This window comes from Thermoplasmata archaeon (assembly GCA_036395115.1).
In the GTDB taxonomy this organism is placed as follows: Archaea; Thermoplasmatota; Thermoplasmata; order RBG-16-68-12; family RBG-16-68-12; genus RBG-16-68-12.
The window spans coordinates 1-25,861 of the sequence record DASWDU010000036.1 but is presented as its reverse complement, the minus strand read 5'-3'; the positions used below and the strand labels follow the sequence as shown (position 1 = coordinate 25,861).

Genomic DNA, 25,861 nt, shown 5'->3' with positions numbered 1-25,861 from the left:
TTTGCTAGCCCGAATGGGGGTTCGCAGTCGAACCCCCGGCGACCAAGTCTTCGATCGTCGCGCGTAGCGCGAGTTGCCGGTGTCGGAGGGTGAAGCCAGTCACAATCCGATTTCGCGCCGCTTCGGCATTGCCGTGGTTGAAGGCCTGTCGTATCGCAATTGCGGTCGCTGCGGGATCCTCCTCCGGGACGTAGAAGCCTGCGTCTCCAATCAGCGTCCGGATACCCCCCACGCGGGTGCCGACCGGGACGCACCCGCACGACATCGCCTCGCCGAGCGCGCTGCCGAACGCTTCGTACCGCGACAGCTGCGCGTAAACACGCGCGCGCCGGAATCGTTCGCGGAGTTCCTGGTCGGATACGGGTCCGAGCAGGCGGACGTTCGGTGGGCAGCGACCGACCAGTCGGTCCGTTGCGGGTCCCGGTCGGGATCCGACGAGGACGAATGGGAGCTCGGGAACGAGGCGAGCTGCCTCCAAGAACACGTCGAGCCCCTTGCGGAGCACGTTCACCTCGTTCACGATTCCGACGGTCAGCACCTCTGTCTTGGGGCCGCCATCGGGCGAGAACCAATCCGTGTCGAAGCCGAGGGGGACCGTCACGAGGTCCGTGCGGCTTATCCCTCCGTTGCGCTGGAGTTCTCCTTTTAGCGACTCGTCGACGACAAGGACTCGGTCCGCATGGATGACAGCGTATCGGCTCCGCGAGGCGCGACCCGGATCGAGGTAAATGCCGTATCCGAGGTCCTCGCGCTTCGCGGCGTCGGCGCCTCCAACGAAGACGATGCTCTTCCGACCGAGTAGGCGCGCGAGCCGACATGCGACATACGCATGGTCCGCTGCGAACCACGCGAAGACGACGTCGGATCGAGCAATCGCCGCGGCGAGGGGAACGATGCTTCGCTTTCCCTTCCAATGAACGATCCGTAGCGGAAACAATGCCCCGAGGAGTTTCCGGTCGGTCTCGACGAAGCTTGCGTTCGCGCTGAAGACCAAGCTAACACGAGGAACGTTCATCGACGACTCCCGGGCAAGCCATCGATGATGCCGAGAAAAGTCGCCTGTTGCCGCTCCCAGCAGTATCGGGCCAGGTATGCCTCTCGGCCCCGAATCCCGAGCGCGATGAGCTCCGACCGGCGATTCGACCACTCGTGGAGAGCGGTCGTGACATGCTCCACATCTACGGAATCAATCCTCGTGCCGCCACTCGAATCGCGTACGACGGCACTCATCGCCGGGTAGGCTGGGACGAGCACGGGCACGCCGTGCGCCATGTAGTCGAACAATTTGTTCGGCAGCGCCCGCTCGTGGTTCGGTCGGCGGTCGAGCAGGATCGCTCCGAGGTCCATGCTGGCGTAGAAGGCACTCAGTTCACCAAACGATTGATATCCGTAGACTCGAACGCGATTTTGAAGCCCGAGCGTCTCCGCACGCGCTCGCAGGCGTCGCGCTTCCTCCTCCGGGCCGCCAACGAGGAGCCCCTTCACAGGAGTCGGCAGGGTCGACAGGGCCTCGAGGAGGACATCGAGGCCTCGCCCAGCCCCGAACGCGCCTGCGAATCCGACGACGAAGTCCCCCGGAGCGTATCCGAAGCCCGACCTGCTCGCGTCGCGGCCCGCCAACACGACCTCCGAAGAGGGACGGGCGTTGTAGAGGACGGTCGTTGGGGTTCCCCGCTCGCGGAACTTGGCGGCGATCGGATCGCTGACGGTCAGGACGTGGGCCACGGCACGACACAGCCGCCGCTCCTGAACTCTCGCGATCTGCGCCTCCCAGGGGGAGTTCTCTGCGATGAGCTCGGGCCAGTCCTCGTGACTGTCGTAGATGATCGGGACGCCCTTGCGTCGGCCTGCCGAGACGGCTGCGGAGAGGACCTCGAAGTCGTGCGCGACAATCAGATCCGGGGAATCGCTCAGCGCCGCATCGCGCAATCGCGACGACACACGCATGTACGCGAGCGCCCGGCGCACGAACGAGGTCCCGAGCGTCGGCACCGGGCTGTGCACCCGTTTGGTCGGGAACGCGGTCTCCGCGCCGGTGGGCGAGGACGCATCCTTGATCCATGAGACGAACGAGACGTCCCAGTCCGCTCGTTTCAGAGATTCCGCCTCCCGCAACGCCCTCAGCACGGGCTTCGGGACCCACGGGTCCGTCTGGAGAAGGAAGACCGCCTTCCGGGAGCCCACGGAAACCGGACCGGGCCGACCTCACTTGAGGGTATCGAGACGAACCGTTTAAGCGACCGGGAGAAATCACCCGGCGTGCGATCGGCGATCATCGCTACGGTCCTCAACGAGCTTCTCCACGTTCGAGAATTCCTCGCCTCGGTTGAGGCCCAGAGCCGTCACCCGGACGTCGTCGTCATTACGGACGGCGGCTCGACGGACGGCACGCAGGACGTACTGCAGGACTTCGCGTCGTCCACGCACCTCGCGTTCCGCTGGGAGCTCGTACAGGGGAACCGGTCTCGCGGCCGGAATGCGGCGATCCGGCTCGCCGACGCGGACGCGATTGCGGTGACCGACGTCAATGTGCTCGAGCCGCAATGGTTCGAACGGATCGTCGGCCCGCTGGAACGCGGCGAGGCCGACGTCGTGGCGGGCTGGTACGAGCCGATTGCGGACACTGCTCGGGAGCGAGCGATGGGGCTCATGACCTTGTACTCCCTTGAGCAGATCGACACGGATTCGTTCGTCCCGGCATCCCGGAGCATCGCCTTCACACGGGCGGCGTGGGAGCGCGTCCGCGGGTACGAGGAACGACTCGACATGGCGGAGGACACCTATCTCGTCCTCGCGATGCGCCGGGCCGGGCTGCGGTTCGTCTTCGAACCCTCGGCGGTCGTCCGCTGCTGGACGTCGTCGAATGTGCGCGAGGCCTTCCGAACGTACCGCCAGTACGCGTATTCGGACGGCCGCGCGCGGCTCCTGGGCGCGCCGCAGACGCACTACGCCCATCTGTACGGCGCCTACGGAGTGGGCTTCGTCTTGGTGGTCCTCGGGTTCTGGTGGCCGCTCGCTTGGATTCCGCTCATCGCCGGCGCGATGGCGTATGTCGTATATCGAATCCGGAAGGTCTTGCAAGCCCGTCTCTCGGCGCAGATGCCCTATTCGATCGTCGTCGCGCTCGCCGTGGACCTGGCCCAGATGGTTGGCTACGCAGAGGGTCGGGCTCATCCGATTGCGGGGCGACCCGGAGCCTCCGTCGCGGCCGATCCGAGCAGCGATCCGTAGGCACCGAGCAAGCGGGCCTCCATCGCTTCCCACCGATACCCGGACTCGAACGCGGCGCGTCCGCGGGAGCCCATCCGCTCGCATTCGTCCGGCGAGAGCATGAGCCCCTCGAGCGCCCGTTGCAGCGAGGGCCGGTCCCCGTACGGCACGACGACGCCGCAACCGACGGTACGCACGAGGTCCGCGATCGCCGTGCCGCTGGATGTGATCACGGGCTTCGCGCACATCATCGCCTCGAACACCTTATTCGGGGCGGCGTAGCGGTTGTTCGGCACCCCCGGATCGTACAGGGCCGCGACGGCGTGCGCGGCGGCGGTCTGCCTCAGGACTTCCTCGTAGGGGATCGTGCCGAGGAACATACACGCGGGCGACGTCTCCAGGAGCGGGAGCAACGCGGCCTCGTCAGGGCCGTGGCCGGCGACGATGAACTTCGCTCCCGTCGATTCGCACGCGGCGAGGAGGTCGACGAGCCCGCGGTCCTTCGCAATCATGCCGCCGTAGAAGAGAGTGAAGTCGGGCGCCGCCCCGACCTGGGGATGTTGGTCCACGGGGACGTTCATGATCTCGACGATCCGCCTCGGACGCGCGCCGCGGAACTGCGCCTGCCGGCGGAGGTCCGGAACGATGACGAGGTCGGCCCGTTCGATCATCCGACGCTCCGCGCTCGCGAGCCGCTCGCGGAGCTTCGACGGCACCTCGGCGGTGATCATGTCGGCATAGAAGTCGAAGACGTCATACACAAGCATCGCCCCCGTGAAGCGCGCCGCCGCGCGGGCCGCCCAAGCCGTATCAAGGTCGACGCCGTGGACGACGTCCGGCCGGAGGCGGCAAGTCTTGCGTAGGGCGAACCATTGCCACCGCGGCAGTCTTACCGCGAGTCCGGGCGTCCCCTCCGGGGCGGCCAGCCGGTATCGATGGATCCGAATACCGTCGTCGACCTCCTCGGCCGCGTGGGAACACGTGCGGTCCCAGAGGACCGCGTGGACCTCATAGCCCGCGCGCGCCAAAGTTCCCGCTTCCTTCGCGAGACGGGGCTCGATTCCTGCCGGGCTTTTGGATCGTAGGAAGACGACGCGGGCCCCCATCGCGTCATCCCAACGCTTCATCCACGATGGAGGCGATCTTGCGGGAGGTCGTCCCGTCGCCGTACGGATTCGGCCATTCGCGCCTTCGGTCGAGCTGCTGCCGCACGGCATCTCGGACGCGCTCGGGCTCCGTCCCCGCCAGCGCGTTGGAGCCGATTTCGAGGGTTTCGGGCCGTTCTGTGTTGGCGCGCAACGTCACGCACGGCACCCGGAAGAAGCAGCTCTCCTCCTGCAGTCCGCCGGAGTCCGTCATCACGAGCGCCGCTTCCTTTTCGAGGAGGAGCATGTCGAGGTAGCCCGTCGGTTCGATTTGGCGCAAGGCCTTCATCGACGCGGCGCGCTTCTCGAGTCCGAATTCCCGCAACCGCTTCGCGGTGCGCGGATGGATCGGAAATACGATCGGACGATCCGCCTCGGTTGCGGCGGCATCGAAGGCATCGAGCGCCACCGCAAGCCGCTCTCTCGAATCGACGTTCTCTTGGCGGTGGAACGTCAGGACGAGGTACCCTCGCGGCTCGAGGCCGAGTCGTGTCAGGATGTCGGATCGCTTCTCCGCGATCGGCGCGTTCTCGACGAGCGCGTCGATGACGCTGTTCCCGACGACATGGACCCCGTCGCGCACGTTCTCGCGCTCGAGGTTCTGCCGCGATACCGGGGTCGGCGCGAAGAGATGGTTCGACAGGTGGTCCGCGACGGTTCGGTTGATTTCCTCCGGCATCGAACGGTCGAACGACCGGATGCCCGCCTCGACGTGGGCAAGACGGCGGCCCTGCTTGTTCGCGAGGAGCGCACCTGCAAGGGTCGTGTTCGTATCGCCGTGAACGATGACGAGGTCCGCGTCTTCCGTGACGCCGGCGATCTGCCGCATCGTCGTCGCGACCTGGAGGTGGGGCGGTTGGTCCTTCAACTCGAACTGGCGGTCCGGCTCCCGCAACTTCATGTCGCGAAAGAAGACCCGGTCCATCATCAGGTCGTAGTGCTGGCCCGAGTGGACGAGGATGTGCTCGTGCGACAGGCCGTCCAACGCCTTGACCACCGGGGCCATCTTGATGATCTCCGGCCGAGTTCCGATGATCGTGACGATGCGGCCCATGGTCAGGACGCGCGAGTATTCGAGAGACGATATTAAAGGTCGCCTCGGGACCGCGCAATCCCGAAACCATCTTATCGAGACGGAGGTTACGACGGACGTTGCGCATCTCCGTCGTCACGACCGTCCGGAACGAGGCGCGGAACATCTCCGCTCTGCTGGACAGCTTGGTGACGCAGGAGCCGCCGTTCGAGATCCTCGTGGTCGACTCGGACAGCACGGACGCGACGCGGGACATCGTCCGCGGGTACGAGAAGAACTACGACACGGTGCGGCTGTTCGGCCAGGGAGGCACCCGCGGTACGGGGCGCAACCTCGGGATCGCGAAGGCCCGCGGCGAGGCGGTCGCTTTCATCGACGGCGACGCGATCGCCAACCCGTTCTGGCTCAAGGAGATCCGCGAGGGCTTGCGCTCCCACGACGTCGTCGCAGGGCGGACGATCCAAATCGGGTACCGGCCGTTCGAAGAACTCGAGCGGGTCGAGCTGATCGTCGGCGGGACGGACGTCACGTATCCGTCCTCGAATCTCGCGTACCGCAAGTCCGTCCTCGTCGAGATCGGCGGGTTCGACGAGTGGTTCGTGACCGCCGAGGATATCGACCTCAACTTGCGGGCGGTCCGGTCGGGCCACCCGATCGGATTCCGCGCGAACGCGGTCGTGTACCACCGCACGCGCGATTCGATGTTCGACTTCCTCCGCCAGGCGCTGTGGAACGGCGCGGGTCGCAAGCAGCTCACGCTGAAGCACGGCGCCCTCTGGCGTCACTACCGTCCGTTCGAGATGATGCGGCGCGAGGCGACGTTCTGGTCGCTGCTCCGCCTGGGTGCGGCCCTGCTCGGATACGTCGGGTACAAGGCGTTCGGAAAGCCCCTTCCCACTTGAGCGGAAACCCTTATCCGGAATTCCCAGCATGGCGCGCCGATGCCCGAGGTTTCCGTCGTCATCCCGACGATGAACGAGGAAGCCTCGATCGGCGCGGTCCTCCAAGAGGTCCGGGCGGCCCTCAAAGGATGGGACTTCGAGATCCTGACCGTCGACACGGAGTCGCGGGACCGGACGAACGAGATCGCGAGGTCGAACGGCGCGCGGGTCGTCGGACAGCCGCTCCGAGGGTACGGCCGGGCGTACAAGACGGGCTTCGCGGAGGCCCGCGGGACGTTCGTCGCGGCGCTCGACGCGGACCTGACGTATCCCGCGGATCGGTTCCCGCACTTCCTCGCCCTCCTCAAGGAGGGTCGCGCGGACTTCGTGTCCGCGGACCGGATGACCCGTCTCCCGGACGGCGCGATGACCGGCATGCACCGCGTCGGGAACGCGATCCTCAACGTGGCGTTCCGCGTGCTGTATCGTCACCCGCTTCGCGACTCCCAGTCCGGGATGTGGGCGTTCCGGCGAGAGATCCTGCCTCACCTGGGGGTCGTCCACGACGGGATGGCGTTCTCGGAGGAGCTCAAGGTCGAGGTGATCCGCCGCGGGTTCCGCCTCGTCGAGGTGCCGATCGACTACCGGCCCCGGGTCGGCTCAAAGAAGATCCGAAGCGTGAATGACGCGACCCGCAACTTCGTCTGGCTCGTCCGGAAGCGGTTCGGGTGGATGCCCGGGTCCGGCTGATCACTCTTCGAGGACGTCGCGGAGCTTCTCCCACTCGCGCACGAAGCGCCGCGGATCGAAGCTCCCGTCCACGTAGCGGCTCAGGGCCTTGTGGAACCCCGGGTCGAGCTCGGAGCACAGCAGCTCGGACGCTTCCCAGTGCTCCATCGACTTCCAGGGCCATGCGCCTTCCAGGTCGATGAAGTGCGCCCCGCGGTCGTCCCACGCCACCCGGATCGTCCCGAACTCGATTGCGAGCTCGTACACGAGCCGTCCCAGGAGGATCGACTCCTCGGGCGCCATCGAGAGTTCGTCCCCCTTCCGCAGCCTCCGGGGGTGCTGGATGCGAATCGCCGTGAGGCCCTCCGCCGCGGCGAGGGAGGCGTTCGTCTTGTCGAGCGTGAGGAAGAAGATCCCCTTCCGGAAGTCGATGCCGCGGAGGAACGCCTTGAACTGGTCGCGGATCATCGAGTCCGCGTTCAGGATCGTCAGGCCGTCGGGCGAGAGGTGCAGCTGCTCCGGGTTCGTCGCTCCGACGACGAGGACGCTGAGGCCCTGGAACCCTTCCGTCCGTTTGAGCGTCGTGATCTCCTGCAAGGCGCGGTACCCGCGACGGCCCGCGTGGGAGAGGCGGTTCCCCTTCCGCATGTTGGCGGAGTTCTCGAGTTCCTTCATCACGACGCCGGGGATGACGAGGAGGATCCAGTTCACGCTCTCCCGGTACGGCCGCGGATGGATGCGGGAGAACTCGTCCAGAAGATGCTCCCCGAGGATGCACGCGTACAGCACGTTCGTGTCGATGCCGACGATGATGTCCTCGTATTCCGCGAGGCGTCGCGCGATCGCGCTGAGCCCGATCGGCTCGACGATGCCCGCGCTCAGCAGGGACGAGTTCAGCCAGTCCAGGTAATCGGGATTGCTCTCGAGCACCTTGAGCCGGTAGTCCGTCGGCGACCCGACGATGTCGACGATCGGGTACTCCTCCTTCGAACCGGGGCCGAGCGACTTGACCGTCATGCGGTCGACGCGGCCTTTGATCGCCCCGAGGGCGAGCTGCATCGTCGGGAACTCCGCGATCTGGCCCATCTCGAGGAGCTCCCGGAACGTCACCCTAGCCCTCCGCGAGGAGCCGGTCGACCATCCACTTCACGTTGAATCGCTTGATGTCCTCGTACGTCTGCCCGAGGTTCACGAAGACGACGGGCTTGCCGATCGTCCGCGCCATCGAGAGCGCCGCGCCGCCTTTCGCGTCCGCGTCGAGCTTCGTCAGGACGATGCCGTCCAGGCCGACGGCCTCGTGGAACTGCTTCGCCTGCTCGATCGCGTCGTTGCCTGCGAGGGCGTCCCCGATGTACAGGACCAAGTTCGGGTTCGTCACCCGCTTGATCTTCTTCATCTGGTCCATCAGGTTCTGGTTCGTCTGCATGCGGCCCGCCGTGTCGATGAGGACGACGTCCTTCGAGCGCGCCCGCGCGTGCTCGACCGCGTCGAACGCGACGGCCGCGGGGTCGGCGCCGGCCTTGTGCTTGATGAGCTTGAAGCCGACCGCCTCGGCGTGCTTCTCGAGCTGCTCGATCGCCCCCGCGCGGAACGTGTCCGCGGCAGCCACGACGCAGGTGTAGCCCTTCTTCTGGATGTGGTACGCGAGCTTGGCGATCGTCGTCGTCTTCCCCGTGCCGTTCACCCCGACGAACATGACGACGAACGGCCGTGGGCCTCGCTCGATGAGGCCGAAGAAGTCGATCGGCGGGACGCTCAGCACGTGCGTGAGGGCGTCGCGCAACGCGGCCCCCACGGCGTCCGCGAGGGACGCGTCCCGCGCGACCCGCTTGCCCGCCAGGTCGTCGGCGAGGCGGTCCACGATCTCCTTGGCCACGGGGAACGCCACGTCCGATTCCAGGAGGGCGATCTCCAGGTCGTAGAGGACCTCTTCGAGTTTCTCCTCGTTGATCTTGCGGCCGGCGTCGCCGATTGCGGCGGGCGCGGCCTCGGCGTCCGCCTTCTCCTGCACGCCCGCGAGCCGCTCCCGGAGCCCCTTGAACATCTAGCTCCGCTCGCCCGACCCGGCCTGCCCCTGCAGGCGCTCGTACAGGTCTTGCACCGCCTCGCCCTGGGCCTCCGCGCGCCGCTGCAGCTCCGCGAGGCGCTGGCCGACCGCGTTCGCCGCGTCCGTGATCGACCGGATGCGCCCGTCGAGCCGCTCGATTTGCGTCGCGATGTCGTCGTAGACCACGAGGTCCGAGCCGATCGAGACGAACGCCTTCGTGACGTCCCTCGACTCGGCGACGAGGAACGAGTTCGCGCCGACGGGCACGAGCACCTCCGCGCCCTTGCCCGCGTCCTCGTAGCGGGAGAGGGTCTCCCGCGCGCGCATGTGCTCCTCGAGCGAGATTCGGATGATCGACTGCTGCTGGCCGAGCGCCTCGATCTGCTCGCGGAACTGGTCGAGCACCGCCATCCCACGACGCAGGTCCGCCTCGGAGCCGCTCACGGGCCCCCCTCGACGGCGTACCGGACCGCGGGGTCCGTCAGCCCGTCGGCCGGGACCTCCTCGACCGTCTGGATCGCGATGTACTTCCGCGGCACGCCGTGCTGGCTCCCGAGGACCGACAGGAGCTTCTCTCGGGCGGCCGCCTCGTCCGCGGCGGCGATCTCCTTCGCGTACGCCTGCCATGCACGCCCCATGCGGAAGCGGCCGCTGATCCGAAACGCCTTCATGGAACGGCGTGGCAAGGGACCCGGCTACTTTAAAACTTGGGGAGGGAAACGGCGAAGGAGCCGATTGCCCGAGGCTGCCGGGCGAGGCCGGCGGTTTAGCGGGCTTGCCCGCAACGGGTGCAAACCCACTTGTCCGCTTCTCGTCGGAAGGGGGTCAGCCCGCCGCAATACGAGCACTCGTCGATTCGGCAGACGAGAAATCCCCAGAGGCATCCGGCGGCGAATCCGGCGAACATGGCCGCACCCGCCGCCAAGTACCCCGTGGTCCCCCAGGCAGCGCCCCCGACGAGGACGAGGACAAGCGCCGCCATTCCGAGAATCCGGAATCCCCTGTTCCCGAACCGTCGCATCTGCTCGAACTGATGGGGCGTCTTCGGCACGTCTTCCCAAACGATCCACAGGGCGAGCGCCGTCACGAGGTACCCATAGAAAACGATTCGGACGGGATCTGGCGTGGACCACAGCCCGGGCACGATCAGGGAGAACAGGGCGAAGAAGAGGAACAGCACCGCGGCCACGAAATATCCCGGATTGCGAGGTCCGAAAATCTGCCGGAAGGACCGGATTCCTCGGCGTTGCGCCCACGAAAGCGGGAGGACCGCTCGCGCCGCCCTCGGCTGACCCCGCATCTCCCTCCGGGCCATTTCGTGATAGAGTTTGCGGCGTTCCTCGCGCTGTGCGCTCGTTTCGGCGGGCGAGGTTGCTGCCTCGCCGAGCGACACATCGGTCCGGGCCCGCTTGCCCTCCAGGCGGCGATCGGTCGGGATGCCTCGCTCGCGGGCCATCCTCAGGATAGCGTCCGCTGCCTCGAGGAAGTCCGACTCCGGGATTGTGTAGTAAACGTTGTTGATGGAGATTCTACGGGTGGGAGGTCTCGCTAGGATACGGAGGACCAGGCCACTCTGGTTTTCGACGGACTCCCGGTTGAAGCGGACCTTCCGGACGCGGGTCCACGACAGGTTCCGGATCGGGACAGAACCTCCGAACAAGCGGATCCCCATGTTGCCGACGAGGAGGAAGCGCGTGACGCGGTACCGGCGGATTCCCAGATACGTCAGGAGCGACAGCACGGAAAAGAACGTGATCGGAACTGCGGCCTGCTCGTTTAGATGGCCCGTGAGGAGCGACCCCGTCGGGATGATGACGACCGCCGCGAGCAAGATAAAGAAAATCGTCCAGAGGGCCGCGTACGTCATGCCCGGGCGAAGCGGAAGGAGGACCGACGCTTCCGCTGCGGCGGTTTCGAAGGGCTCGGACGCGGAGATCGCCTCGCTGGGACCGAATGGCGTTCGCTCGTTGCGATGTCATTCGGCCGTTTCTTGTGGTGCATCGGCTTAGGCCGTTAAGCTATGTCCAAGGCCCCCAGGGGCGCCTGCCCGCCGGGCTGCTGGATCCCGTCGAGTCAGCGCGATGTCTTCGGGGTTTCGAGCGCCGCCTTGAAATGCGCGACGAGGTCTTCCGCGATTTTCCGCGTGACGCCGCGCACGGCCATGAGGTCTTTCGCGCTCGCCCTCGCGAAGTCCTCCGCGGTCTTGAAGCCCGCGTCGACGAGCGCCTTCGCCCGCGCCGCCCCGACGCCTTTGATCGTGCGCAGCTCATCGGACACGTCGGCCGGGGCGGTCCGCGCCGCCTCGAGCTCGAGGATGTGCCGCTGGATTCCTTCGTCGCCGGGGCTGAGCTTGAGCGCCTCCGTGAACATCCACATCGCGTCGTCATGGCGGCCCATCTTCGCCAGGACCTCGCCCTGCGCGGCCCACGCCTCCGAGTCGCCGGGGTAGAGATGGGTGAGGCGGTCGAACGTGTCGAGCGCGCCTTGGAGGTCGCCTTCCTGGACCAAGATGGTCCCCCGGTTCAACAGGGCGGACGCGTTCGTCGCCTGCACCCCGAGGACGAGGTCGAGGCAGTTCAGCGCTTCCTGCGGCTTGCCGCTTCGCCGGTAGGCGACCGCCTTGCCGATCAGCGCGTTCCCGTTCGTCGGATCGACCTCGAGGATGTTGTCGAACAGGGTCAATGCCGCCGGATAGTTCCCGCTCGCACTCGCGATCAGGGCGCGGCTCAGGAGTCCCGGCACGTCCACGCGGACCTCCTCGATCTTCTGGTGGACGATCCCGTTCCCCGGATCGATCGCCGCCGCGCTTTCGTAAGCCGCGAGAGCTTCCGGTCGGCGTCCGAGCGCCGCGAGCGCATCGCCTTTCATCTCGAGCGCGGGGGCGTCGCTCGGCCATGAGCGGAGCAGGCCGTCGACGGCCTCGAGGCACTCCCGCCATTGGCGGTCGGCTGCCGAGAGGCGTGCGAGGCCTCGCAGGGCGTCGACGTGGCCGGGATCGTTCGACAGGACGTCTCGATACGCCTCGACGGCCTCGGGGCGGCGGTCGAGCCGCGCCAGCGCGGCCGCGCGTCCGACGGCGGCGGGGACGTACGCTGGATCGAGCCTCAACGCCTCTTCGTACCTCGCGAGCGCCGTCTCGTACGCGGTCGCGCCCATCGCCGAGGCGCCCTTCGCGACGAGGCCGGCCGGCGTCTCGGGTTCCCGGACCGGAGGGCGGGGCGCGGGCGTTGGCGGCTCGACCCTTGCCGCAGGCGCTGCGATGTCCGGGGGCTCGGGCGGCGGAGGGAGCGGGGAAAGGGGAGGCGGGGGCGGCGGAGCCGTCGCGACCTCGAACGCCATCTCGGGGGGTTCGGGCATCGGCGCCACCGCCTCGGGGTCGTACACCCGTTCGCCGGAATCGACGTGGCGCGCGGCGGACAGGCTCGAGGCCTTCGACCGCTCGCGGATCGGCCGGAGGCCGCCCCACCAGCCGAGCTGCGCCGCGCCGTACAGGAAGAGGAGGAAGGGCACGGTCGAGAAGAAGGTCGGCACGACGCCCTTCTGCAGGACGTACGTCAGGTACGTCACGCCGTTCGCCTGATTCCGGAAGACGAGCGACCAGTTCGCGAGGGAAGCCCACATCGTCGGCTCGATGTCGAACGGCACGCGATCCGTCGCCGTCAGCGTCGCCGACTTGAGCGTCACGTTGTTCCGCCGCACCTCGACGTACACCGAGCCGTTCGTCACGGTGACGATCGCGCGCGTCGCGAACGAGACGCCGAGCGCATCCGGGCTCGTAAACGCGATCGTCTCGGTGGCGAACCGGTCGAGCGACACGACCTGCGGCGGATCCGAGAACAGGGCCCCGGCGACGGACGGCGTTACGGCCAGGAGGAGGACGACCGCAATCCCGACCGAGAATCCGGCCGCGCGGGACGCCCGGGCCATCGAGGACTTCGCCATGAGGTAGCGCTGGTTGTCGCGCACGACGTTGTGGATCTCGAGGTTCCTCAGGTACAGCCCGAGCATCGAGGCGACGAGGCCCATGATCAGGGAGACCTCGATGATGCCGTTGATCGGCAGGAAGAACGGCTTGAGGCTCGCGCCCTCGCTACCGAGCCGTGCGCCGATCAGGACGAGGGTGAGGGCGAGCAGGCCGCCGAACGCCGCCTTGCGGATGCGGCGGATGCGCAAGAGACGGTCCGTCCCTTGGAGCCGGTCTTGGTACGCCAGCATGGATGGCTCGGCCTCTCTCGTACCGAGTCCCTGCGGGGCGGGATAGGGTTTTCGGCCCCATTCTCGGCCGGTATACTTGCTCGCGCCGGAGGTCAGGCGTCGGGCGCGACGGTCGCGAGACCCCGGGCCGCGAGGAAGACGGCCAGGTACTGCGGGACGTCGCTCGCTCCGGATTCCAAGGCGAACGTTTCGTCTCGAAGGTCCAGATTGACCTTGGTCTTGAGGAGGACGCGGACGCGGCCGTCCGTCCACGCCGCCGGCACGGCGTCGCGGAGCGGGCGGAAATCGTCGATCGCGTCGCGGGTCAGCGGGACCACTTCCAGCCCCGTCTTGCCGTGCAGCGAGGACGGCATGCGGATGAGCCGCTTGATGTCCGAGGTCACGGGCTCGTCCGTCTCGCCGCGCTGGACGATGCCCTCGAGGGGTACGCCCGCGCGTTCATCGAGTCGGATCTGTTGAACGTCGACGACGAGCCGCACCAAGAGGTCTCTCGCCCGGTCCGGCAGCGCCTCGAGCTGGCCTTCGCGCACGCGATCGACAGCCCGGATGGGGCGAGGGCTCGTCGCTCGGATCTTGAAGAGGCTCTCGTAGAGGGACTCCGCGGCCGCGCGATCGACCCCTTCGAAGGAGGTCATGAAGCCGACCGCGCCCTCCCGTCCCATCGTCTCAAGCCGGACGAGGAGCTCATCGATGCCCCGCGCGATCTTTCCCGGCCATCCCGGCTCGCCGCGCCGAGGCCCGACGACCCGCTTCTTGACGCGCGTGTGGCCTTTGAATTCACTCGAATCGAATGCGGATTCGCGGAACGCGGCTTGCGCGTCGAGCCCTTTCGCGGTGATCCAGTCCACGATCTCCCGCCGCTCGTGGGATCCGAGGCCCCATACGCGCTCGTCGAAGACGTGGATGTGGTACCCCCGGCCGCCCGAGAACACGAGCCGCATCGCTTTCTCGTCGAAGCCGAAATCCGAGACGAGGAAATCGTCGTAGAGGTGGAGGATCTTCAGGCGGATCGCCTCGAGCATCTCCGGGTACGTCATCTTCGAGGCGTTCGGCAGGTGGTCCGCATCGAGGTCGAAGATCAGGTCGGCGCCGAGCCAGCCCTTGTCCTCCATCGTCGGCGCGGCCGGGTTCTCGTAGTACGCGGACGAGTAGTACGCGTGGGCGGGCACGTGGCCCGTCAGGAACGTCCGCAGATCGTCTGGGTGCAAGAACCCCTTGTGGCGCTGCACGATCCCCGGGGTCCAGAACATGAAACCGAACTCGCGCTTCGCATAGCGGTCCGGGAGGGTCGGCTTCGTCGATTCGTAGTAGCGGCGAAAGTGAACCTTGAGGAAGGCCGTCGTCGCTTCCTTCGCGGGGTCCAGCACCGCCATTCGAAGGTCGCGATAGGCAGGGCCCCCTTAAGCGTTCGCGGCAGGCCCGCGAACCGTGAGGCGCGTGGCCTAACATGTTAGGCCCAATCCCGGAAATACCCCGCAGGCATGCGTGGGCCCGTGTGGCGTCGGATCGTCGCGTGGTCCGAGATGGCGGTCCTGTTCGCCCTCCTGTACGTCGGCGTTCCCTGGGCCGGCCTCCAGGTGGATCGGTGGCTCCGTGTCGCGCCCTGGCCCTCGCCGATCCCGTGGATCGGCCTCGGGCTCTTCGCGGTCGGCGTCGCGGGCCTCGCGTGGTGCTTCGCCCTCTTCGCCCGCGTCGGCCGTGGCACGCCGAACCCGACGGCGCCACCCGCGGTCCTCGTGACGGTCGGGCCGTACGCGTGGACGCGGAATCCGATTGCGATGTCGCACGCCGCCGCGCTTATCGGCCTGTCCGTCCTCGTGGGCTCCGTGTCCGCGGTGGCGATTGTCGTGGCGCTCGCCGTGCCGGTCCACCTCGCGATGCTCCGCGAAGAGGCGACCCTCGAGGCCCGGTTCGGCGACGCCTACCGGGCGTACGCGGCCCGCGTCCCACGTTGGCTCCCGCGGCCGCCCCGACGTCATAGGTGAACGGTCACGCTCGCGCTTGCGTTCGGGCCGGGCGGGGCGGACCGCAGGTCCTGCAGGTGCACGACGTCGACCGCGACGCCGGCGAGATGGCGGCGCAACCCCTCGATGTGGCCCTCGCCCACGACCGCGACGACGTCGCCCTTCGCGTCCGCGACCTGCCGCAGCGTCGAGGCCATGAGCGCGTCCCTCTCGTCGATCAGGATGCGCTTCGCCGTCGGCAGCTCCCGGGCGAACTCCTCGATGAAACCCCGCTCGTCCGCGTAGAACCGCTGGAGCTCCGCCTCGACCCTCTCCTTTCGGGTGAAGAGGCCGCCGATCGCGGACACGAGGAGGCGCACGCGCTCCCCGAACGACATCTCCCGCCACACGCGTCCGAGCACGGCACGGGAGTCCTGGTCGATGAGCGCGACCTCGCTGCCGACCTCCTGCGCCGCCTTCGCGGCCGCGACCATCTCGTCCCCGACCTCGACGCCGTACTGCCGTGCGATCCGGATCTGGAATTGAGCGAGCAGCGCGAGCGGCGACAGGCCCCGGGCTCGGGGCTCGCGGCCCATGAGCGCTTGGTAGCGAGCCGGATCGAGCTCGAGCGCGACCACGCGCGGGCGGCGCGCGAGGACCTCCGCGCGGATCGCCCGGCCGATGTCGAAGACGTGGCCGACACCGAGGAGCGTGATCATCGGGACGTGACCATCCCGGCCTCGACGATAACGCTTTGCCTCGCGCGGGCGCGCCGGGTACGGATGTGAAGCCAGAGGCCGTCCGCATGGGGAAAGGCGATGGCCGCGGGCGATCCGTTCGATGTGACCTTCATACGCCGTTCTACGGTAGCGATCCTCCCCCACCCGTCATGCGTTCGATGAGATCCTCGGCGAGTCGGACCACCCGATCGTAGTCCCTCGCCCGGAACGCCTTCGCGCATTCCTTAGTCGTCGCCCGCGCCGGGCGGACGTCAACGCCGCGCTCCTTCGCGCGCTTGACAGCCTTGAGCGCTCGCGACATCGCTTCGAGGGCGGATAGTTGCAACGGGTCGTGCCAGGAGACCAGTTCAAGCCGCTCCCATTCGCAGTGGAGGGAACCGCGTGGGAACCTTTGAGCCTTGCTCGACCGAAGTCCACCAGCAGTCCCCGACTACCGCGACGTCCGCTCGCGCACGACCCGCCCGTACATCCGCACGATCTCGTCCGCGCGGACACGGCCATCGCGGACCGTCCTCATGCGGGTTCGGATGTGGTGCACGACCGCCCGGACCTTTCCGAGGTCGACGATCTCCCCGATCTCGAACTCTTCGTCGGCCGCCGCGAGGACCTCGTGCGGCACCGTGCGGTTCCCCTTGTTCACGCTGAACTTCACGCGGACCTGGTCGATCCGCTTCGCCCAGAGCGTCGCGACCTCCTTCGCTTTCGCGCCGTCGACGCGCCGGCCGCCGACTTCGATCGCGGTGATCGCGATGCGCGAGTCGCCGAGGTCGAGCTCCTCCCCCACGCGGACGTCCTCCTCGGGGGAGAACTCGAGCGACGTCTTCTCGGATTGGTCGAGCCACGACACGACGAGCGGCACGTCGATCGGCTTCGGCTCCCGCGTCACCACGGACGAAACGAAGTCGCACGCGGAGCACTTGACGACGCCCTCGAAGACGATCTCGTCGCCCCCTCCGATCTTGCCGCGCAACACGCGATGCGGGGCGGTCTCGCCGCACTGTCCGCACGTCAGGACGAGGGCGCTCGGGGCCGCCATCGTCCGAGTCGAACGCGGGGTCGTGGAAAAGGGTTTGTGGCGCCCATGGCCCGCATGGCCTGCCGACGCATGGGACCTTGGACTAACTTGTTAGCCCACGACCCGCACATCTGGAGGAGGCGATTCATGGCCTAGCATGTTAGGCCACAATGGTCGTCCCCGATCCAAGTACCGAGATCCGATCCCACGCACCGCCTTGCGGCCCGGCAAACCGACGTCAGCCTTATGCCGCGTCTCGGCGTGGCGGGCGGCATGGGCTCGAACATGCGGTACACGCCCCTCGGCCGCACGGGCGTCCATGTCTCCCTGCTGAGCCTCGGCGCGATGACGTTCGGAGAGCGGAACGCCTGGAAGCTTGGCGGCCTCGCGCAAGACGCCGTCGACAAGATCGTCGCGCGGGCGATCGACGCCGGCGTGAACCTGTTCGACACCGCCGACGTGTACGACGAGGGGGAGTCGGAGACGACGCTCGGCCGCGCGCTGAAGCCTTGGCGAGACCAAGTCGTGCTCGCGACGAAGGTGCGCGGGCGCACGGGACCCGGGGTCAACGAGATCGGGCTGTCACGCCACCACATCCGCAACGCCGTCCGGAAGAGCCTCGAGCGCCTCGGGACGACGTGGATCGACCTCTACCAGTTCCACGGATGGGACCCGGAGGTCCCGCTCGACGAGAGCATCGAGGCGATGCAGGACCTCGTCGACGACGGCGTCGTGATCTATCCGGGGCTCTCGAACTTCGCCGCATGGCAGATCGCGACGGTCCAAGCGCGGTGCGAGGAACGCGGGTACGCGCGGTACGAAACCGCGCAGATGAGCTACAGCCTCCTCAACCGGGACATCGAGCACGAGGTCCTCCCCTTCCTGAGGTTCAGCGGGACGAGCCTGCTCGTATGGAGCCCGTTGCACGGCGGCGTCCTCTCGGGGAAGTACGCGAAAGGCGAGGCGCCCTCCCCCGGCAGTCGGATGGGGGACCGCGGGTTCACCTTCCCGCCGTTCGACGAGGCAACGGGGTGGGATGTCGTCGAGAAGGTCCGCGCCGTCGCGAAGGAGCAAGGGTGCACGCCCGCGCAGGTCGCCCTTGCGTGGCTCGCCGAACGCAAGCATATCGTCCTCGTGGGCGCGCGGTCGATCGAGCAGCTGGACGAGGACCTCGGCGCAATCGACGTCCATCTGACCGCGAAGCAGCTCGAGGAGCTCGAAGCCCTCACGAAGCCGAAAGCGACGTACCCGAGATGGATGATCGAGCGGCAGGGCGGGGGCCGCGCCTTCCCCTTAGTCCGTCCGGATTGAGCCCGACGTCGCGTCGGCTGCCGGTGCCGAGGCGGGCTCTGGGCTAACAAGTTAGGCCAACGATCCCGACCTCGACAAGGTGTTGAAGTCCCTCCGGGAAACCGTTCGTAACGCTTCGGCATGTGCCGCGCGTCCCTTCCCGCCGCGAGGCCTTCGGGCTAACATGTTAGGCCAACGGCGCGGAGGGCCGACGGAACCGTTCGAGCATCGGATGAGCAATCGCTACGGGCGCCGTGGCGACGCGCACACGCAGACGGGTGAGCTTCCCCGCAAGTTCCTCCGCATCCCGCGGAGGAAGGATCAGCACGCTCTGCCCGATCCACACGACTCCGGGCCTGTGGATGAACCCCGGCTCGTCGCGCACCCGTCCGTGGCGGTCGGTCCGTCTCCGCCCGAAGATCAAGCGGCACACCTGCACCGCTGCAGGCCGCGAGGTCCCGGTGGCGTCGTACGAAAGCAAGATCCTCTCTCCTTGGTAGCCATCGATCACGCTGTCACCGGATATATATATGTGTATGGCCATATAATAATGTTTCGCAGGGGTGGGTGAATGCGCTCGTCAGCGCGTGGGCTAACATGTTAGGCCAAACCGAGGAGGCTTCGTCGGAGGGGAGTCGGCGGGCCGGTCAAAGGCTACGCCGCCACCCGCAAGGGCTCGCGAGTCGCCCGAACCGCAGCCGAAGGGTCCCGCCGCACTGCGGGCAGCGTGCGCTCGCGACGAGCTTCTCGATCCACGCGTTGCGCGTCTCCGGGAGGTCCGCGCGGGCGGCCTCCTCCAGGATCGCCCGCAGCTCCGGCGTCGTCGCTAGGTCCCGGAGGCCGTCGATCCGCGTCGGCTTCGCCGCTCGCCTTCGGCCCGGCATGGGCAGGCGCATCACGGCGGGCGCGGCGGCGAACCCGAAGGCGATCCCGGCCGCGTGGGCCTGCCACGCGATGCCCGACGGGCCGAAGAAGCCGAGCAGCAGCTCGAGGACGAGGAAGATCACCACGAGCTGCGCGACGGGGATCGCGGGGACGCCCGGGATCGGGAGGAACAGCGTGACGCGGTCCCGCGGGTACAGCCGCCCGTACGCCCCGAAGACCGCCGAAATGCCCGCGGACGCGCCGACGAGGACGATCGGGTGGCCCAGGTTGACGACCAGGAAGGCGAACGCCCCGAACGCTCCGCCCGCGAAGTACAGGATCGCCCACCTTGGACTCCCGACGCGCTCCTCGAACGTCGGCGAGAGGAACACGAGGCCGAGGAGGTTCAGGAACACATGGGTCTCCGATGCGTGCACGAACTGGAATGTGACCCAGGACCACGGCGCGGGGGCTTGCCCCGGCGCGGAAACGAGGCCCAGCGTGTCCACGATGCCGAAGCCGGACGCGACTTCGAGCGCGTACACCACCAGGATCGCCACGGCGTACGTGAGGGACAAGAGCGCCCTGCGGACGAACGCGTACGCGGTCGCGAGGACGACGATCCCGAGGGCGACGACCGACGAGACGTCCACGGCCCTTCGGGAAGGCGCACGGCCTTAAGCGGATGAGGGAGCCGGCACGCCGGCCTGGAGGAGCCGCGACGGATCGCATGGGGGCGTCGAACCGCATCGGCTATCGCCCCCGAAAATGAGAGGCAAACCCATATGCCGGCATAGCTCGTCGAGCAAAGGAATGCGTCTCCACAGCCGGCGGCATCGAGAGGCACTGCTGTTCGCCGCCCTCCTCATCGCGTCGACGCTCGTCCTCTCGCCCGCCGAGGCGGGGACGTACGGGGTCACGGAGGAACAGGTGATCGTCGGCACGACCTCCGGGCCGTCCGCCACGGGAGCCGCCGACGGACAGTCCGAGACCCTCACGGAGTCGCTCACGACGACGCAGGTGCCGTCGACCCCTGTGAGCCAGACGCTCCTCCTCGCCGAACCGGTGAGCGGGACGTTCCCCGCCGGGATCGCGTCGCTCGACGGCTCCGAGATCCTTTACACCGAGGTCGGCACGGGGACCCCCGCGACGAACACGGTCACCCGCAACCCGGCGACCGTGGGAACGTGCACGTTCCAGTGGGGCAACCTCGGGATCCAACCGGACACGTACACCGCGACGGGCAACGGGGGCGACGCCTGCGTTTACCTCGACTACGGGCTCTCGGTCCCTGCCGGGTCGACGATCGCGAGCATCGAGCTCGGGTACATGGCGTACTCGAACAACGGCCAGTTCTACCTCTCCTTGTCGTGGAACGACGGCGGGAGCTGGTGTCCGAGCGTATCGTCGGGCCCGCTCCCGAAGACCGACCCGCCCTCCTACACGTTCACGAACTTCACCGCCTGCCGCGCCTGGTCGTACTCGGACGCGAACCGCGTCGCGGCCCGGTTCACGGCGACCGCCGGGGGGTCCGTCCAACTGGACGCCAACGCGATCCGCGTCGTCTACACGTACTCGTCCTCCTACGAGCTCGACGTGCGCTACCTGTGGACCTCGGTCCCGGCGGGTGCCCCGCAGACGCTCACCCTCGCCGGTCGAATCCTGGGCGACAACATCTCCGTCGAGGTGCTCACGCCGCCTGCCGCGTGGAACGCCCGCGGGACAGTCAACGGGACGAGCCGCCAGACCCTCGCCTACGACCTCACGCCGGCGGAGTACAACAGCGGCTCCCCTGCCGTGCGGTTCGTCGACGCCGCCGGCTCGAGTCCGAGCCCGACCTCCCTGTGGCTCGACTACGCGGCGGTCGTGACGACGGTCACGGGCTACCGGCTCGCGGTCGTGCAGAACCTCACGGGGATCTCCGGCGGCTCCCCCGTCCTCGAAATCCGCGGCGCGATCTCCGCAGGGCCGGAGAACGCGAACGTCGAGGTGTGGAACTTCACGTCGGCCTCGTGGGACGTCCGACTCGGAGCGCCGTTCGGCGCCTCGGACGCGTACCACAACGCGACCTTGTTTCCGGACGAACGGAGCGGCGGGACCGTCCGGGTCCGCTACGTCGACGCCGGCGCCGACGACGCGGTCCAGGCGACCCTCCGGCTCGACCTCGTCGCCGTGTCCACCGTCCCGGATGGCGGGGCTCCGTGGGCGCTCGCGTGGGGCCTCGGGCTCCTCCTCGCGATCGTCGCGGGCGGCTTCGCGTTCGCGTTCTGGATCCGCGGGAGGCGCGGCCGTGACGAGCCCGCGCCGCCGAAAGGACCTCGCGCCCCGCTGGAAATCCGGCCGGGCCACGCCTACCTCGTCGAGGAGCCGCACCCCGAGGCGTCCCTGCACCTCCTCCAGGACTTGGACGGCGGGACACGCCCAATCCTCGCGATCAGCCGTGTCGACCTGCGCTTCGACGGCGCCGCCCGCGAGGCGTCGACGATCCGGTCGTACCGGCTCGTGGACCGGGGGAGCCTCCGGGGGGACGGGCTCCTCACGCCTTCCCTGGAGCGGACCGTCCTACTCATCGAGGAATTCTTGGGGGCCGAGGCGCGCGGCGCCGTATTCCTCGAGGGGCTCGAATTCCTGAGCGACAACAACAACTTCGGGAGCGTCCTTCGCTTGGTGCGGCTCCTCGTCGATCGGGTCGCCCGGACGGATCACATGCTCCTCGTGTCCGTGGCCCCGGGGATTATCCCGGTCGAGGATCTCCGCCGTCTCAAGAAGGAGATGGAAGTCGTGATGCCGCTGCCGTGACGCGTCGTGTTCGGCGCAGCCGCCTCCGTTATCAGGTCCGATTGCAGATGGACAAGCCTTATGCCTCCAGAGGACGAGGCATCCGCAAATGTCGTCCGCGTTGCCCACGTACGTCCGTGGGCTAGACGCCGCGCTCGGCGGGGGCATCCCGAGGAAGCACACGGTGCTCGTCCTCGGCGGGCCCGGGACGATGAAGACCGCGCTCACCTACAGCATCCTGTACCACAACCAGCGGCGCGGCATCCCGTGCCTCTACGTCTCGCTCGAGGAGGCGACGGAGAGCATCACGGAGGCCATGGCGGCGATGGGGATGCCAGAGGAGGTCCAGGGGAATTCCCGCGGCCCCGACATCTTGGACCTCGGCCGGCTCCGCTTGGAGGTCGACAAGGCGGGCTCTTCGGGGAACTGGCTCACCATCCTCCGGAAGCTGTTGCGCGAAGGGGTCGATGGCAACCGGTACGAGGCGCTCGTCTTGGATTCCCTCGAGGCGCTCCTCGCCTTCGTCAACCCGTCGAAGCCGCGCGAGGAGGTCTTCCAGCTGTTCGGGTTCCTCCGGGACCTCGGCACGACGAACTTCGTGATCTCCGAGGTGCCGCTCGCGGGCCCCTCCCCGAACAACTACGGGGTCGAGTTCCTTTCCGACGGCATCCTCCGACTCACCCGTTTCGAAATCCACGAGACCGAGGTGCAGCGGCGCCTCCAGATTGTGAAGATGCGGAAGGTCAACCACGAGACCGGCGTGTACTCGCTCAATTTCGAGGACGGCCGATTCTTCCTCGCGAAGGCGATCGTGGAGGCGGAGTAACCCGAGACCGGAAGCGCCGCCGGGAGGCGCACCGGAGCGGATGTCTCGGTCGCCCGACCCCATCACACGAACTTGTCGAGGATCCGGGCGATCTTCTCCGCGGCGTGGCCGTCCCCGAACGACTTCGACTTCGTGCCGGCCGGATTGAACTTCTCGATCGCGTCGAGGATGTCCTCCGGCTCCGTGCCGACGAGGGCGTTCCACCCGTCCTCGACCGTCTCGATCCACTCCGTCTCGTCGCGGAGCGTGACGCACGGGACGCCGAAGAAGTATGCCTCCTTCTGCACCCCGCCGGAATCCGTGACGACCTTCCACGCGCCCATCACCAGCGCGATGAAGTCGAGGTAGTCGACCGGGTCGATCGCCTTCACGCGGGCGCGGAGCGTGTCCCACAGCCCGAACGCTTCCAGGTTCTTGCGCGTCCTGGGATGGACCGGGAAGACGATCGGCCGGCGCGAGCGCGCGAAGGCGCGCACGATGCCCGTGAGCACCGCGCGGTCGTCCACGTTGCCCGGCCGGTGCAGCGTCGCGAGGACGTACTCGCCCCGCGTCACGCCGAACCGCGCCGCGACGTCGCGCGACCGGGCGGCCTGCGCGCTCTGCAACGCGATGTCGTACATGACGTCCCCGACCATGTGCACGCCCCGCTCGATCCCCTCGCGCTCGAGGTTGTCGACGGCCGTCTGCGTCGGGCAGAACAGGAGGACGGACAGCTGGTCCGCGACGATCCGGTTGATTTCCTCCGGCATCGCTCGATTGTACGAGCGCAGCCCCGCCTCGACGTGGCCGAGGGGCAGGCCCCTCTTCGACGCGACGATCGCGCCGGCGAGGGTCGAGTTCGTGTCGCCGTACACGAGGACGAACTCGGGCCGCTCCTTCTCGAGCACGCCATCGAGGGCGCGGATCATCTCGGCCGTCTGCCACGCCGGGCTCCCGCCTCCGATGCCGAGGTTGTAGTCGGGCCGCGGGATGTCGAGGACTTCGAAGAAGACCTCGGACATGTTGTCGTCGTGGTGCTGGCCCGTGTGGACGAGGATCTCCTCGTTGTGCTGACGCACTTCGCGGCTCACCGGCGCGGCCTTGATGAACTGCGGTCGCGCGCCGACGACGCTCGCGATCTTCACGGACCGAGGGAGCGGGCGACGACATATAACCGTTCTCGTCTCTTGTCGCGACTCTTGTCGCGAGGTTGGGTTCTGCAACGTCTGGGTCGACACCATGACGTCACCCCGCTCCGCTCGGCTCCTCCCGTGCTGCAGCGCACAAGATTGAAACTTTTATCCGGCTGGGTCGCATGCGCGCGCCCGTGAAGGTCGCCGTGGTGGGCCTCGGCTACGTCGGCGTGCCGCTCGCGGCGGCGGTCGCCGCGACCCGCGCGTCCGTCGTCGGGATCGACATCGACCCGGAGAAAGTCGAGGCGGTGAACGCGGGACGCAGCCCGCTCCGCGGCCGCGAGCCGGGCCTCGCGGACCTCTTGAAGGTCCAAGTCGCGAAGGGACGCCTGCGCGCGTCCCTCGAGCCCGCGGACGCGGCCGATGCCGACGTCGTCGCGGTGTGCGTCGAGACACCGATCGACCCCGCGACCCACGACCCGGAGTACAAGGCGCTCCGGGGAGCGCTCGCAGCCGTCGGCCGCCACCTGAAAGACGGCGCCCTCGTGACGATCGAATCGACCCTCGCCCCGGGCACGATGGTGAAGGTCGTCCGGCCCGCGCTCGAGCGCGCGTCACGCCGGAAGGCGGGCCGGGACTTCCACGTCGTCCACTGCCCCGAGCGGCTCACGGCGGGCAAGCTCCTCGAGAACCTGACGACGCTCCATCGCGTCCTCGGGGCGGACGAGCCGGTCGCGCTGCGCAAAGGCCTCGCGTTCTACCGCCGCTTCGTGAAGGCCGAGATCCATCCGACGGACTGGACGACCGCGGAGGTCGTCAAGACCGCGGAGAACGCGTACTGGGACGTGCAGATCGCCTTCGCGAACGAGGTCGCCCTGATCTCGGAGGAACTCGGCGTGGACGCGTACGAGGTGCGGGAGCTTGTCAACACGTGCCCGTTCCGGATGATGCTCGTGCCCGGCGCCGGCGTCGGTGGACACTGCATCCCGAAGGACCCGTGGCTCCTCGTCGGGCCCGCGGTGCAGACGAAGCCCGAGCTCATCCCGACGGCGCGCGCGGTCAACGACTTCATGCCGCTCCGGATGGCGCGTCTCGTCGAGGAGGCGCTCGGCGCGTCCGGCCGAAAGCTGAAGGGCGCGCGGGTCGCGGTCCTCGGCTTCGCGTACCGGGAGGACACGGAGGACGCGCGGAACACGCCGGCGAAGGAGATCGTGCAGGGGCTGCGACGCCGCGGCGCGGAGGTGGTGATCCACGATCCGTTCGCCCGATCGGAACGCGGCTACACGATCGTCCGCGACGTCGAAGCGGCGACCCGAGGCGTCGATTGCCTCGCGATCGTAACGGCCCACGACGCGTACCGCAGGCTCGACCTCGCGAGGCTCCGGCGCGCGATGCGCCGCCACGTGATCGTCGACGGACGGAACGTGTTCGACGGCCCGGAGGTCGTCAAGGCGGGCTTCGTCTACCGGGCGATCGGCAAGGGCGAGTTCTGAGGCCGGCGAGGGTCGCCTCAGAGGAGCTCCACGACCTTCCCCTTCCGATGGCTCTCCGTCGCGGCTTCCGCGACGCGCAGCGTCTCCACGGCGTCGTCCCCCGTCACGAGAGGCGGGCGTTTGTCCCGCACGGCTGCGAGGAAGTCCTCCAGTTCCCGCTTCAGCGGCTCCTCCTTCCTCACGTGGATCCGCTGGGAGTGGTGCTCGAGCGGAAGTTCGTACAGGTTGAACGGATCCAGGGGTCCCAAGGTGCTCGCGCTCACCGTGATCGACTGCTCCGTGTAGTCGACCTCGACGAAGGTCCGAAGGCACGTCAGGCTGAGCCGGCGGACCTTCATCGGCGTGAGCCAGTTCACCTCGACGAAACCGCTCACCCCGTTCGCGAACTTGAGCAGGATGTTCGCGTGGTCCTCGAACTTCTCGTGCATCTTCCGACCGCCGAGGGCGAAGACGCTCTCGATCGGCACGCCGACGAGGTACCGCATGATGTCGATGTCGTGCACGCCGAGGTCCATCACGACGCCGATGTCCCGCACCCGT

26 protein-coding genes are annotated in these 25,861 nt (G+C 68.0%); 8 read left to right on the top strand and 18 right to left on the bottom strand.

Features of this window, described 5'->3' with window-relative positions:
- Window positions 1-4: 4 nt before the first annotated feature.
- Entirely contained in the window at window positions 5-1,015 is a 1,011-nt protein-coding gene (locus VF992_08865) for a glycosyltransferase family 4 protein (protein HEX9341262.1), read from the bottom strand.
- The gene (locus VF992_08860; GenBank protein HEX9341261.1) at window positions 1,012-2,184 is read right to left on the bottom strand and encodes a glycosyltransferase family 4 protein; all 1,173 of its coding nucleotides are present in this window, start codon (window positions 2,182-2,184) and stop codon (window positions 1,012-1,014) included. The genes VF992_08865 and VF992_08860 overlap by 4 nt, the downstream gene beginning before the upstream one ends.
- 75 nt (window positions 2,185-2,259) lie before the next feature.
- Between VF992_08860 and VF992_08855 the strand changes: the two genes are divergently transcribed.
- A complete protein-coding gene (locus VF992_08855; protein HEX9341260.1) occupies window positions 2,260-3,231 on the top strand; it encodes a glycosyltransferase in 972 nt (323 codons plus the stop codon).
- Here VF992_08855 and VF992_08850 read toward each other — a convergent pair.
- Entirely contained in the window at window positions 3,171-4,337 is a 1,167-nt protein-coding gene (locus VF992_08850; protein ID HEX9341259.1) for a glycosyltransferase family 4 protein, read from the bottom strand. The two genes, VF992_08855 and VF992_08850, sit on opposite strands and share 61 nt — an antisense overlap.
- Window positions 4,321-5,409 carry a UDP-N-acetylglucosamine 2-epimerase (non-hydrolyzing) gene (wecB, locus tag VF992_08845; GenBank protein HEX9341258.1) on the bottom strand — a complete coding sequence of 363 codons (1,089 nt, stop codon included), beginning with the start codon at window positions 5,407-5,409 and terminating at the stop codon, window positions 4,321-4,323. Before wecB (VF992_08845) ends, VF992_08850 begins: the two co-directional genes overlap by 17 nt.
- A gap of 98 nt (window positions 5,410-5,507) precedes the next feature.
- On the opposite strand from wecB (VF992_08845), the gene VF992_08840 reads away from it, so the two are divergent.
- Together VF992_08840 and VF992_08835 are read left to right on the top strand one after the other, a co-directional pair.
- Entirely contained in the window at window positions 5,508-6,290 is a 783-nt protein-coding gene (locus VF992_08840; protein HEX9341257.1) for a glycosyltransferase, read from the top strand.
- A 39-nt stretch (window positions 6,291-6,329) separates the two neighbouring features.
- Window positions 6,330-7,019, top strand: a complete 690-nt coding sequence (locus VF992_08835; GenBank protein ID HEX9341256.1) for a glycosyltransferase family 2 protein — start codon at window positions 6,330-6,332, stop codon at window positions 7,017-7,019.
- Here VF992_08835 and VF992_08830 read toward each other — a convergent pair whose 3' ends face one another.
- From VF992_08830 to VF992_08800, 7 genes are all read right to left on the bottom strand, one after another.
- Entirely contained in the window at window positions 7,020-8,108 is a 1,089-nt protein-coding gene (locus tag VF992_08830) for a PIN domain-containing protein (protein HEX9341255.1), read from the bottom strand.
- Window position 8,109: 1 nt separating this feature from the next.
- Window positions 8,110-9,042, bottom strand: a complete 933-nt coding sequence (ftsY, locus tag VF992_08825) for a signal recognition particle-docking protein FtsY (GenBank protein ID HEX9341254.1) — start codon at window positions 9,040-9,042, stop codon at window positions 8,110-8,112.
- Window positions 9,043-9,489: a prefoldin subunit alpha gene (gene pfdA / locus VF992_08820; protein ID HEX9341253.1), complete on the bottom strand. Its 447-nt coding sequence runs from the start codon at window positions 9,487-9,489 to the stop codon at window positions 9,043-9,045.
- Window positions 9,486-9,716: a 50S ribosomal protein L18Ae gene (rpl18a, locus tag VF992_08815; GenBank protein ID HEX9341252.1), complete on the bottom strand. Its 231-nt coding sequence runs from the start codon at window positions 9,714-9,716 to the stop codon at window positions 9,486-9,488. Before rpl18a ends, pfdA begins: the two co-directional genes overlap by 4 nt.
- Window positions 9,717-9,811: 95 nt before the next feature.
- A complete protein-coding gene (locus VF992_08810; GenBank protein ID HEX9341251.1) occupies window positions 9,812-10,912 on the bottom strand; it encodes a hypothetical protein in 1,101 nt (366 codons plus the stop codon).
- A gap of 206 nt (window positions 10,913-11,118) precedes the next feature.
- Complete coding sequence (locus VF992_08805; protein ID HEX9341250.1) at window positions 11,119-13,260, bottom strand: tetratricopeptide repeat protein; 2,142 nt, start codon at window positions 13,258-13,260, stop codon at window positions 11,119-11,121.
- Window positions 13,261-13,352: 92 nt separating this feature from the next.
- Window positions 13,353-14,633 (bottom strand): DNA primase small subunit PriS, encoded by a 1,281-nt coding sequence (locus VF992_08800; GenBank protein HEX9341249.1) that lies wholly within the window; start codon window positions 14,631-14,633, stop codon window positions 13,353-13,355.
- Window positions 14,634-14,741: 108 nt separating this feature from the next.
- Here VF992_08800 and VF992_08795 point away from each other — a divergent pair, with 108 nt between their 5' ends.
- The gene (locus VF992_08795) at window positions 14,742-15,245 is read left to right on the top strand and encodes an isoprenylcysteine carboxylmethyltransferase family protein (GenBank protein HEX9341248.1); all 504 of its coding nucleotides are present in this window, start codon (window positions 14,742-14,744) and stop codon (window positions 15,243-15,245) included.
- Here the strand turns inward: VF992_08795 and VF992_08790 are convergent.
- The 3 genes from VF992_08790 to VF992_08780 all read right to left on the bottom strand — a co-directional run bounded on the left by VF992_08790 (window position 15,236) and on the right by VF992_08780 (window position 16,979).
- Window positions 15,236-15,922 carry a TraB/GumN family protein gene (locus VF992_08790; GenBank protein ID HEX9341247.1) on the bottom strand — a complete coding sequence of 229 codons (687 nt, stop codon included), beginning with the start codon at window positions 15,920-15,922 and terminating at the stop codon, window positions 15,236-15,238. The two genes, VF992_08795 and VF992_08790, sit on opposite strands and share 10 nt — an antisense overlap.
- A gap of 142 nt (window positions 15,923-16,064) precedes the next feature.
- The gene (locus tag VF992_08785; protein HEX9341246.1) at window positions 16,065-16,244 is read right to left on the bottom strand and encodes a hypothetical protein; all 180 of its coding nucleotides are present in this window, start codon (window positions 16,242-16,244) and stop codon (window positions 16,065-16,067) included.
- 129 nt (window positions 16,245-16,373) lie between these two features.
- Window positions 16,374-16,979, bottom strand: a complete 606-nt coding sequence (locus VF992_08780; protein HEX9341245.1) for an HVO_0476 family zinc finger protein — start codon at window positions 16,977-16,979, stop codon at window positions 16,374-16,376.
- Window positions 16,980-17,231: 252 nt separating this feature from the next.
- On the opposite strand from VF992_08780, the gene VF992_08775 reads away from it, so the two are divergent.
- A complete protein-coding gene (locus VF992_08775) occupies window positions 17,232-18,269 on the top strand; it encodes an aldo/keto reductase (GenBank protein ID HEX9341244.1) in 1,038 nt (345 codons plus the stop codon).
- Between the two features lie 166 nt (window positions 18,270-18,435).
- Here the strand turns inward: VF992_08775 and VF992_08770 are convergent, their stop codons facing one another.
- Window positions 18,436-18,759, bottom strand: a complete 324-nt coding sequence (locus tag VF992_08770) for a hypothetical protein (protein ID HEX9341243.1) — start codon at window positions 18,757-18,759, stop codon at window positions 18,436-18,438.
- Between the two features lie 136 nt (window positions 18,760-18,895).
- Window positions 18,896-19,765: a rhomboid family intramembrane serine protease gene (locus VF992_08765; GenBank protein ID HEX9341242.1), complete on the bottom strand. Its 870-nt coding sequence runs from the start codon at window positions 19,763-19,765 to the stop codon at window positions 18,896-18,898.
- Window positions 19,766-19,925: 160 nt separating this feature from the next.
- Between VF992_08765 and VF992_08760 the strand changes: the two genes are divergently transcribed.
- Both VF992_08760 and VF992_08755 read left to right on the top strand, forming a co-directional pair.
- The gene (locus tag VF992_08760; GenBank protein ID HEX9341241.1) at window positions 19,926-21,911 is read left to right on the top strand and encodes a DUF835 domain-containing protein; all 1,986 of its coding nucleotides are present in this window, start codon (window positions 19,926-19,928) and stop codon (window positions 21,909-21,911) included.
- Between the two features lie 88 nt (window positions 21,912-21,999).
- Window positions 22,000-22,716, top strand: a complete 717-nt coding sequence (locus VF992_08755) for an ATPase domain-containing protein (GenBank protein HEX9341240.1) — start codon at window positions 22,000-22,002, stop codon at window positions 22,714-22,716.
- A gap of 62 nt (window positions 22,717-22,778) precedes the next feature.
- Here the strand turns inward: VF992_08755 and wecB (VF992_08750) are convergent, their stop codons facing one another.
- Entirely contained in the window at window positions 22,779-23,840 is a 1,062-nt protein-coding gene (gene wecB / locus VF992_08750) for a UDP-N-acetylglucosamine 2-epimerase (non-hydrolyzing) (GenBank protein HEX9341239.1), read from the bottom strand.
- Between the two features lie 182 nt (window positions 23,841-24,022).
- Between wecB (VF992_08750) and VF992_08745 the strand changes: the two genes are divergently transcribed.
- Window positions 24,023-25,321 (top strand): nucleotide sugar dehydrogenase, encoded by a 1,299-nt coding sequence (locus tag VF992_08745; protein ID HEX9341238.1) that lies wholly within the window; start codon window positions 24,023-24,025, stop codon window positions 25,319-25,321.
- 17 nt (window positions 25,322-25,338) lie between these two features.
- Here the strand turns inward: VF992_08745 and VF992_08740 are convergent.
- Window positions 25,339-25,861: Gfo/Idh/MocA family oxidoreductase (locus tag VF992_08740; protein HEX9341237.1), on the bottom strand; the 523-nt coding region annotated here is incomplete at its 5' end.

What these genes read in the sequence shown, in the direction of transcription:
- VF992_08800 (HEX9341249.1), bottom strand. Translation starts at nt 14,633, where the DNA reads ATGGCGGTGCTGGACCCCGCGAAGGAAGCGACGACGGCCTTCCTCAAG.
- VF992_08805 (HEX9341250.1), bottom strand. Translation starts at nt 13,260, where the DNA reads ATGCTGGCGTACCAAGACCGGCTCCAAGGGACGGACCGTCTCTTGCGC.
- wecB (HEX9341258.1), bottom strand. Translation starts at nt 5,409, where the DNA reads ATGGGCCGCATCGTCACGATCATCGGAACTCGGCCGGAGATCATCAAG.
- rpl18a (HEX9341252.1), bottom strand. Translation starts at nt 9,716, where the DNA reads ATGAAGGCGTTTCGGATCAGCGGCCGCTTCCGCATGGGGCGTGCATGG.
- VF992_08810 (HEX9341251.1), bottom strand. Translation starts at nt 10,912, where the DNA reads ATGACGTACGCGGCCCTCTGGACGATTTTCTTTATCTTGCTCGCGGCG.
- VF992_08835 (HEX9341256.1), top strand. Translation starts at nt 6,330, where the DNA reads ATGCCCGAGGTTTCCGTCGTCATCCCGACGATGAACGAGGAAGCCTCG.
- VF992_08785 (HEX9341246.1), bottom strand. Translation starts at nt 16,244, where the DNA reads ATGTCGCGAGCGCTCAAGGCTGTCAAGCGCGCGAAGGAGCGCGGCGTT.
- ftsY (HEX9341254.1), bottom strand. Translation starts at nt 9,042, where the DNA reads ATGTTCAAGGGGCTCCGGGAGCGGCTCGCGGGCGTGCAGGAGAAGGCG.
- VF992_08790 (HEX9341247.1), bottom strand. Translation starts at nt 15,922, where the DNA reads ATGATCACGCTCCTCGGTGTCGGCCACGTCTTCGACATCGGCCGGGCG.
- VF992_08850 (HEX9341259.1), bottom strand. Translation starts at nt 4,337, where the DNA reads ATGAAGCGTTGGGATGACGCGATGGGGGCCCGCGTCGTCTTCCTACGA.
- VF992_08760 (HEX9341241.1), top strand. Translation starts at nt 19,926, where the DNA reads ATGCGTCTCCACAGCCGGCGGCATCGAGAGGCACTGCTGTTCGCCGCC.
- VF992_08755 (HEX9341240.1), top strand. Translation starts at nt 22,000, where the DNA reads ATGTCGTCCGCGTTGCCCACGTACGTCCGTGGGCTAGACGCCGCGCTC.
- VF992_08795 (HEX9341248.1), top strand. Translation starts at nt 14,742, where the DNA reads ATGCGTGGGCCCGTGTGGCGTCGGATCGTCGCGTGGTCCGAGATGGCG.
- VF992_08775 (HEX9341244.1), top strand. Translation starts at nt 17,232, where the DNA reads ATGGGCTCGAACATGCGGTACACGCCCCTCGGCCGCACGGGCGTCCAT.
- VF992_08780 (HEX9341245.1), bottom strand. Translation starts at nt 16,979, where the DNA reads ATGGCGGCCCCGAGCGCCCTCGTCCTGACGTGCGGACAGTGCGGCGAG.
- VF992_08865 (HEX9341262.1), bottom strand. Translation starts at nt 1,015, where the DNA reads ATGAACGTTCCTCGTGTTAGCTTGGTCTTCAGCGCGAACGCAAGCTTC.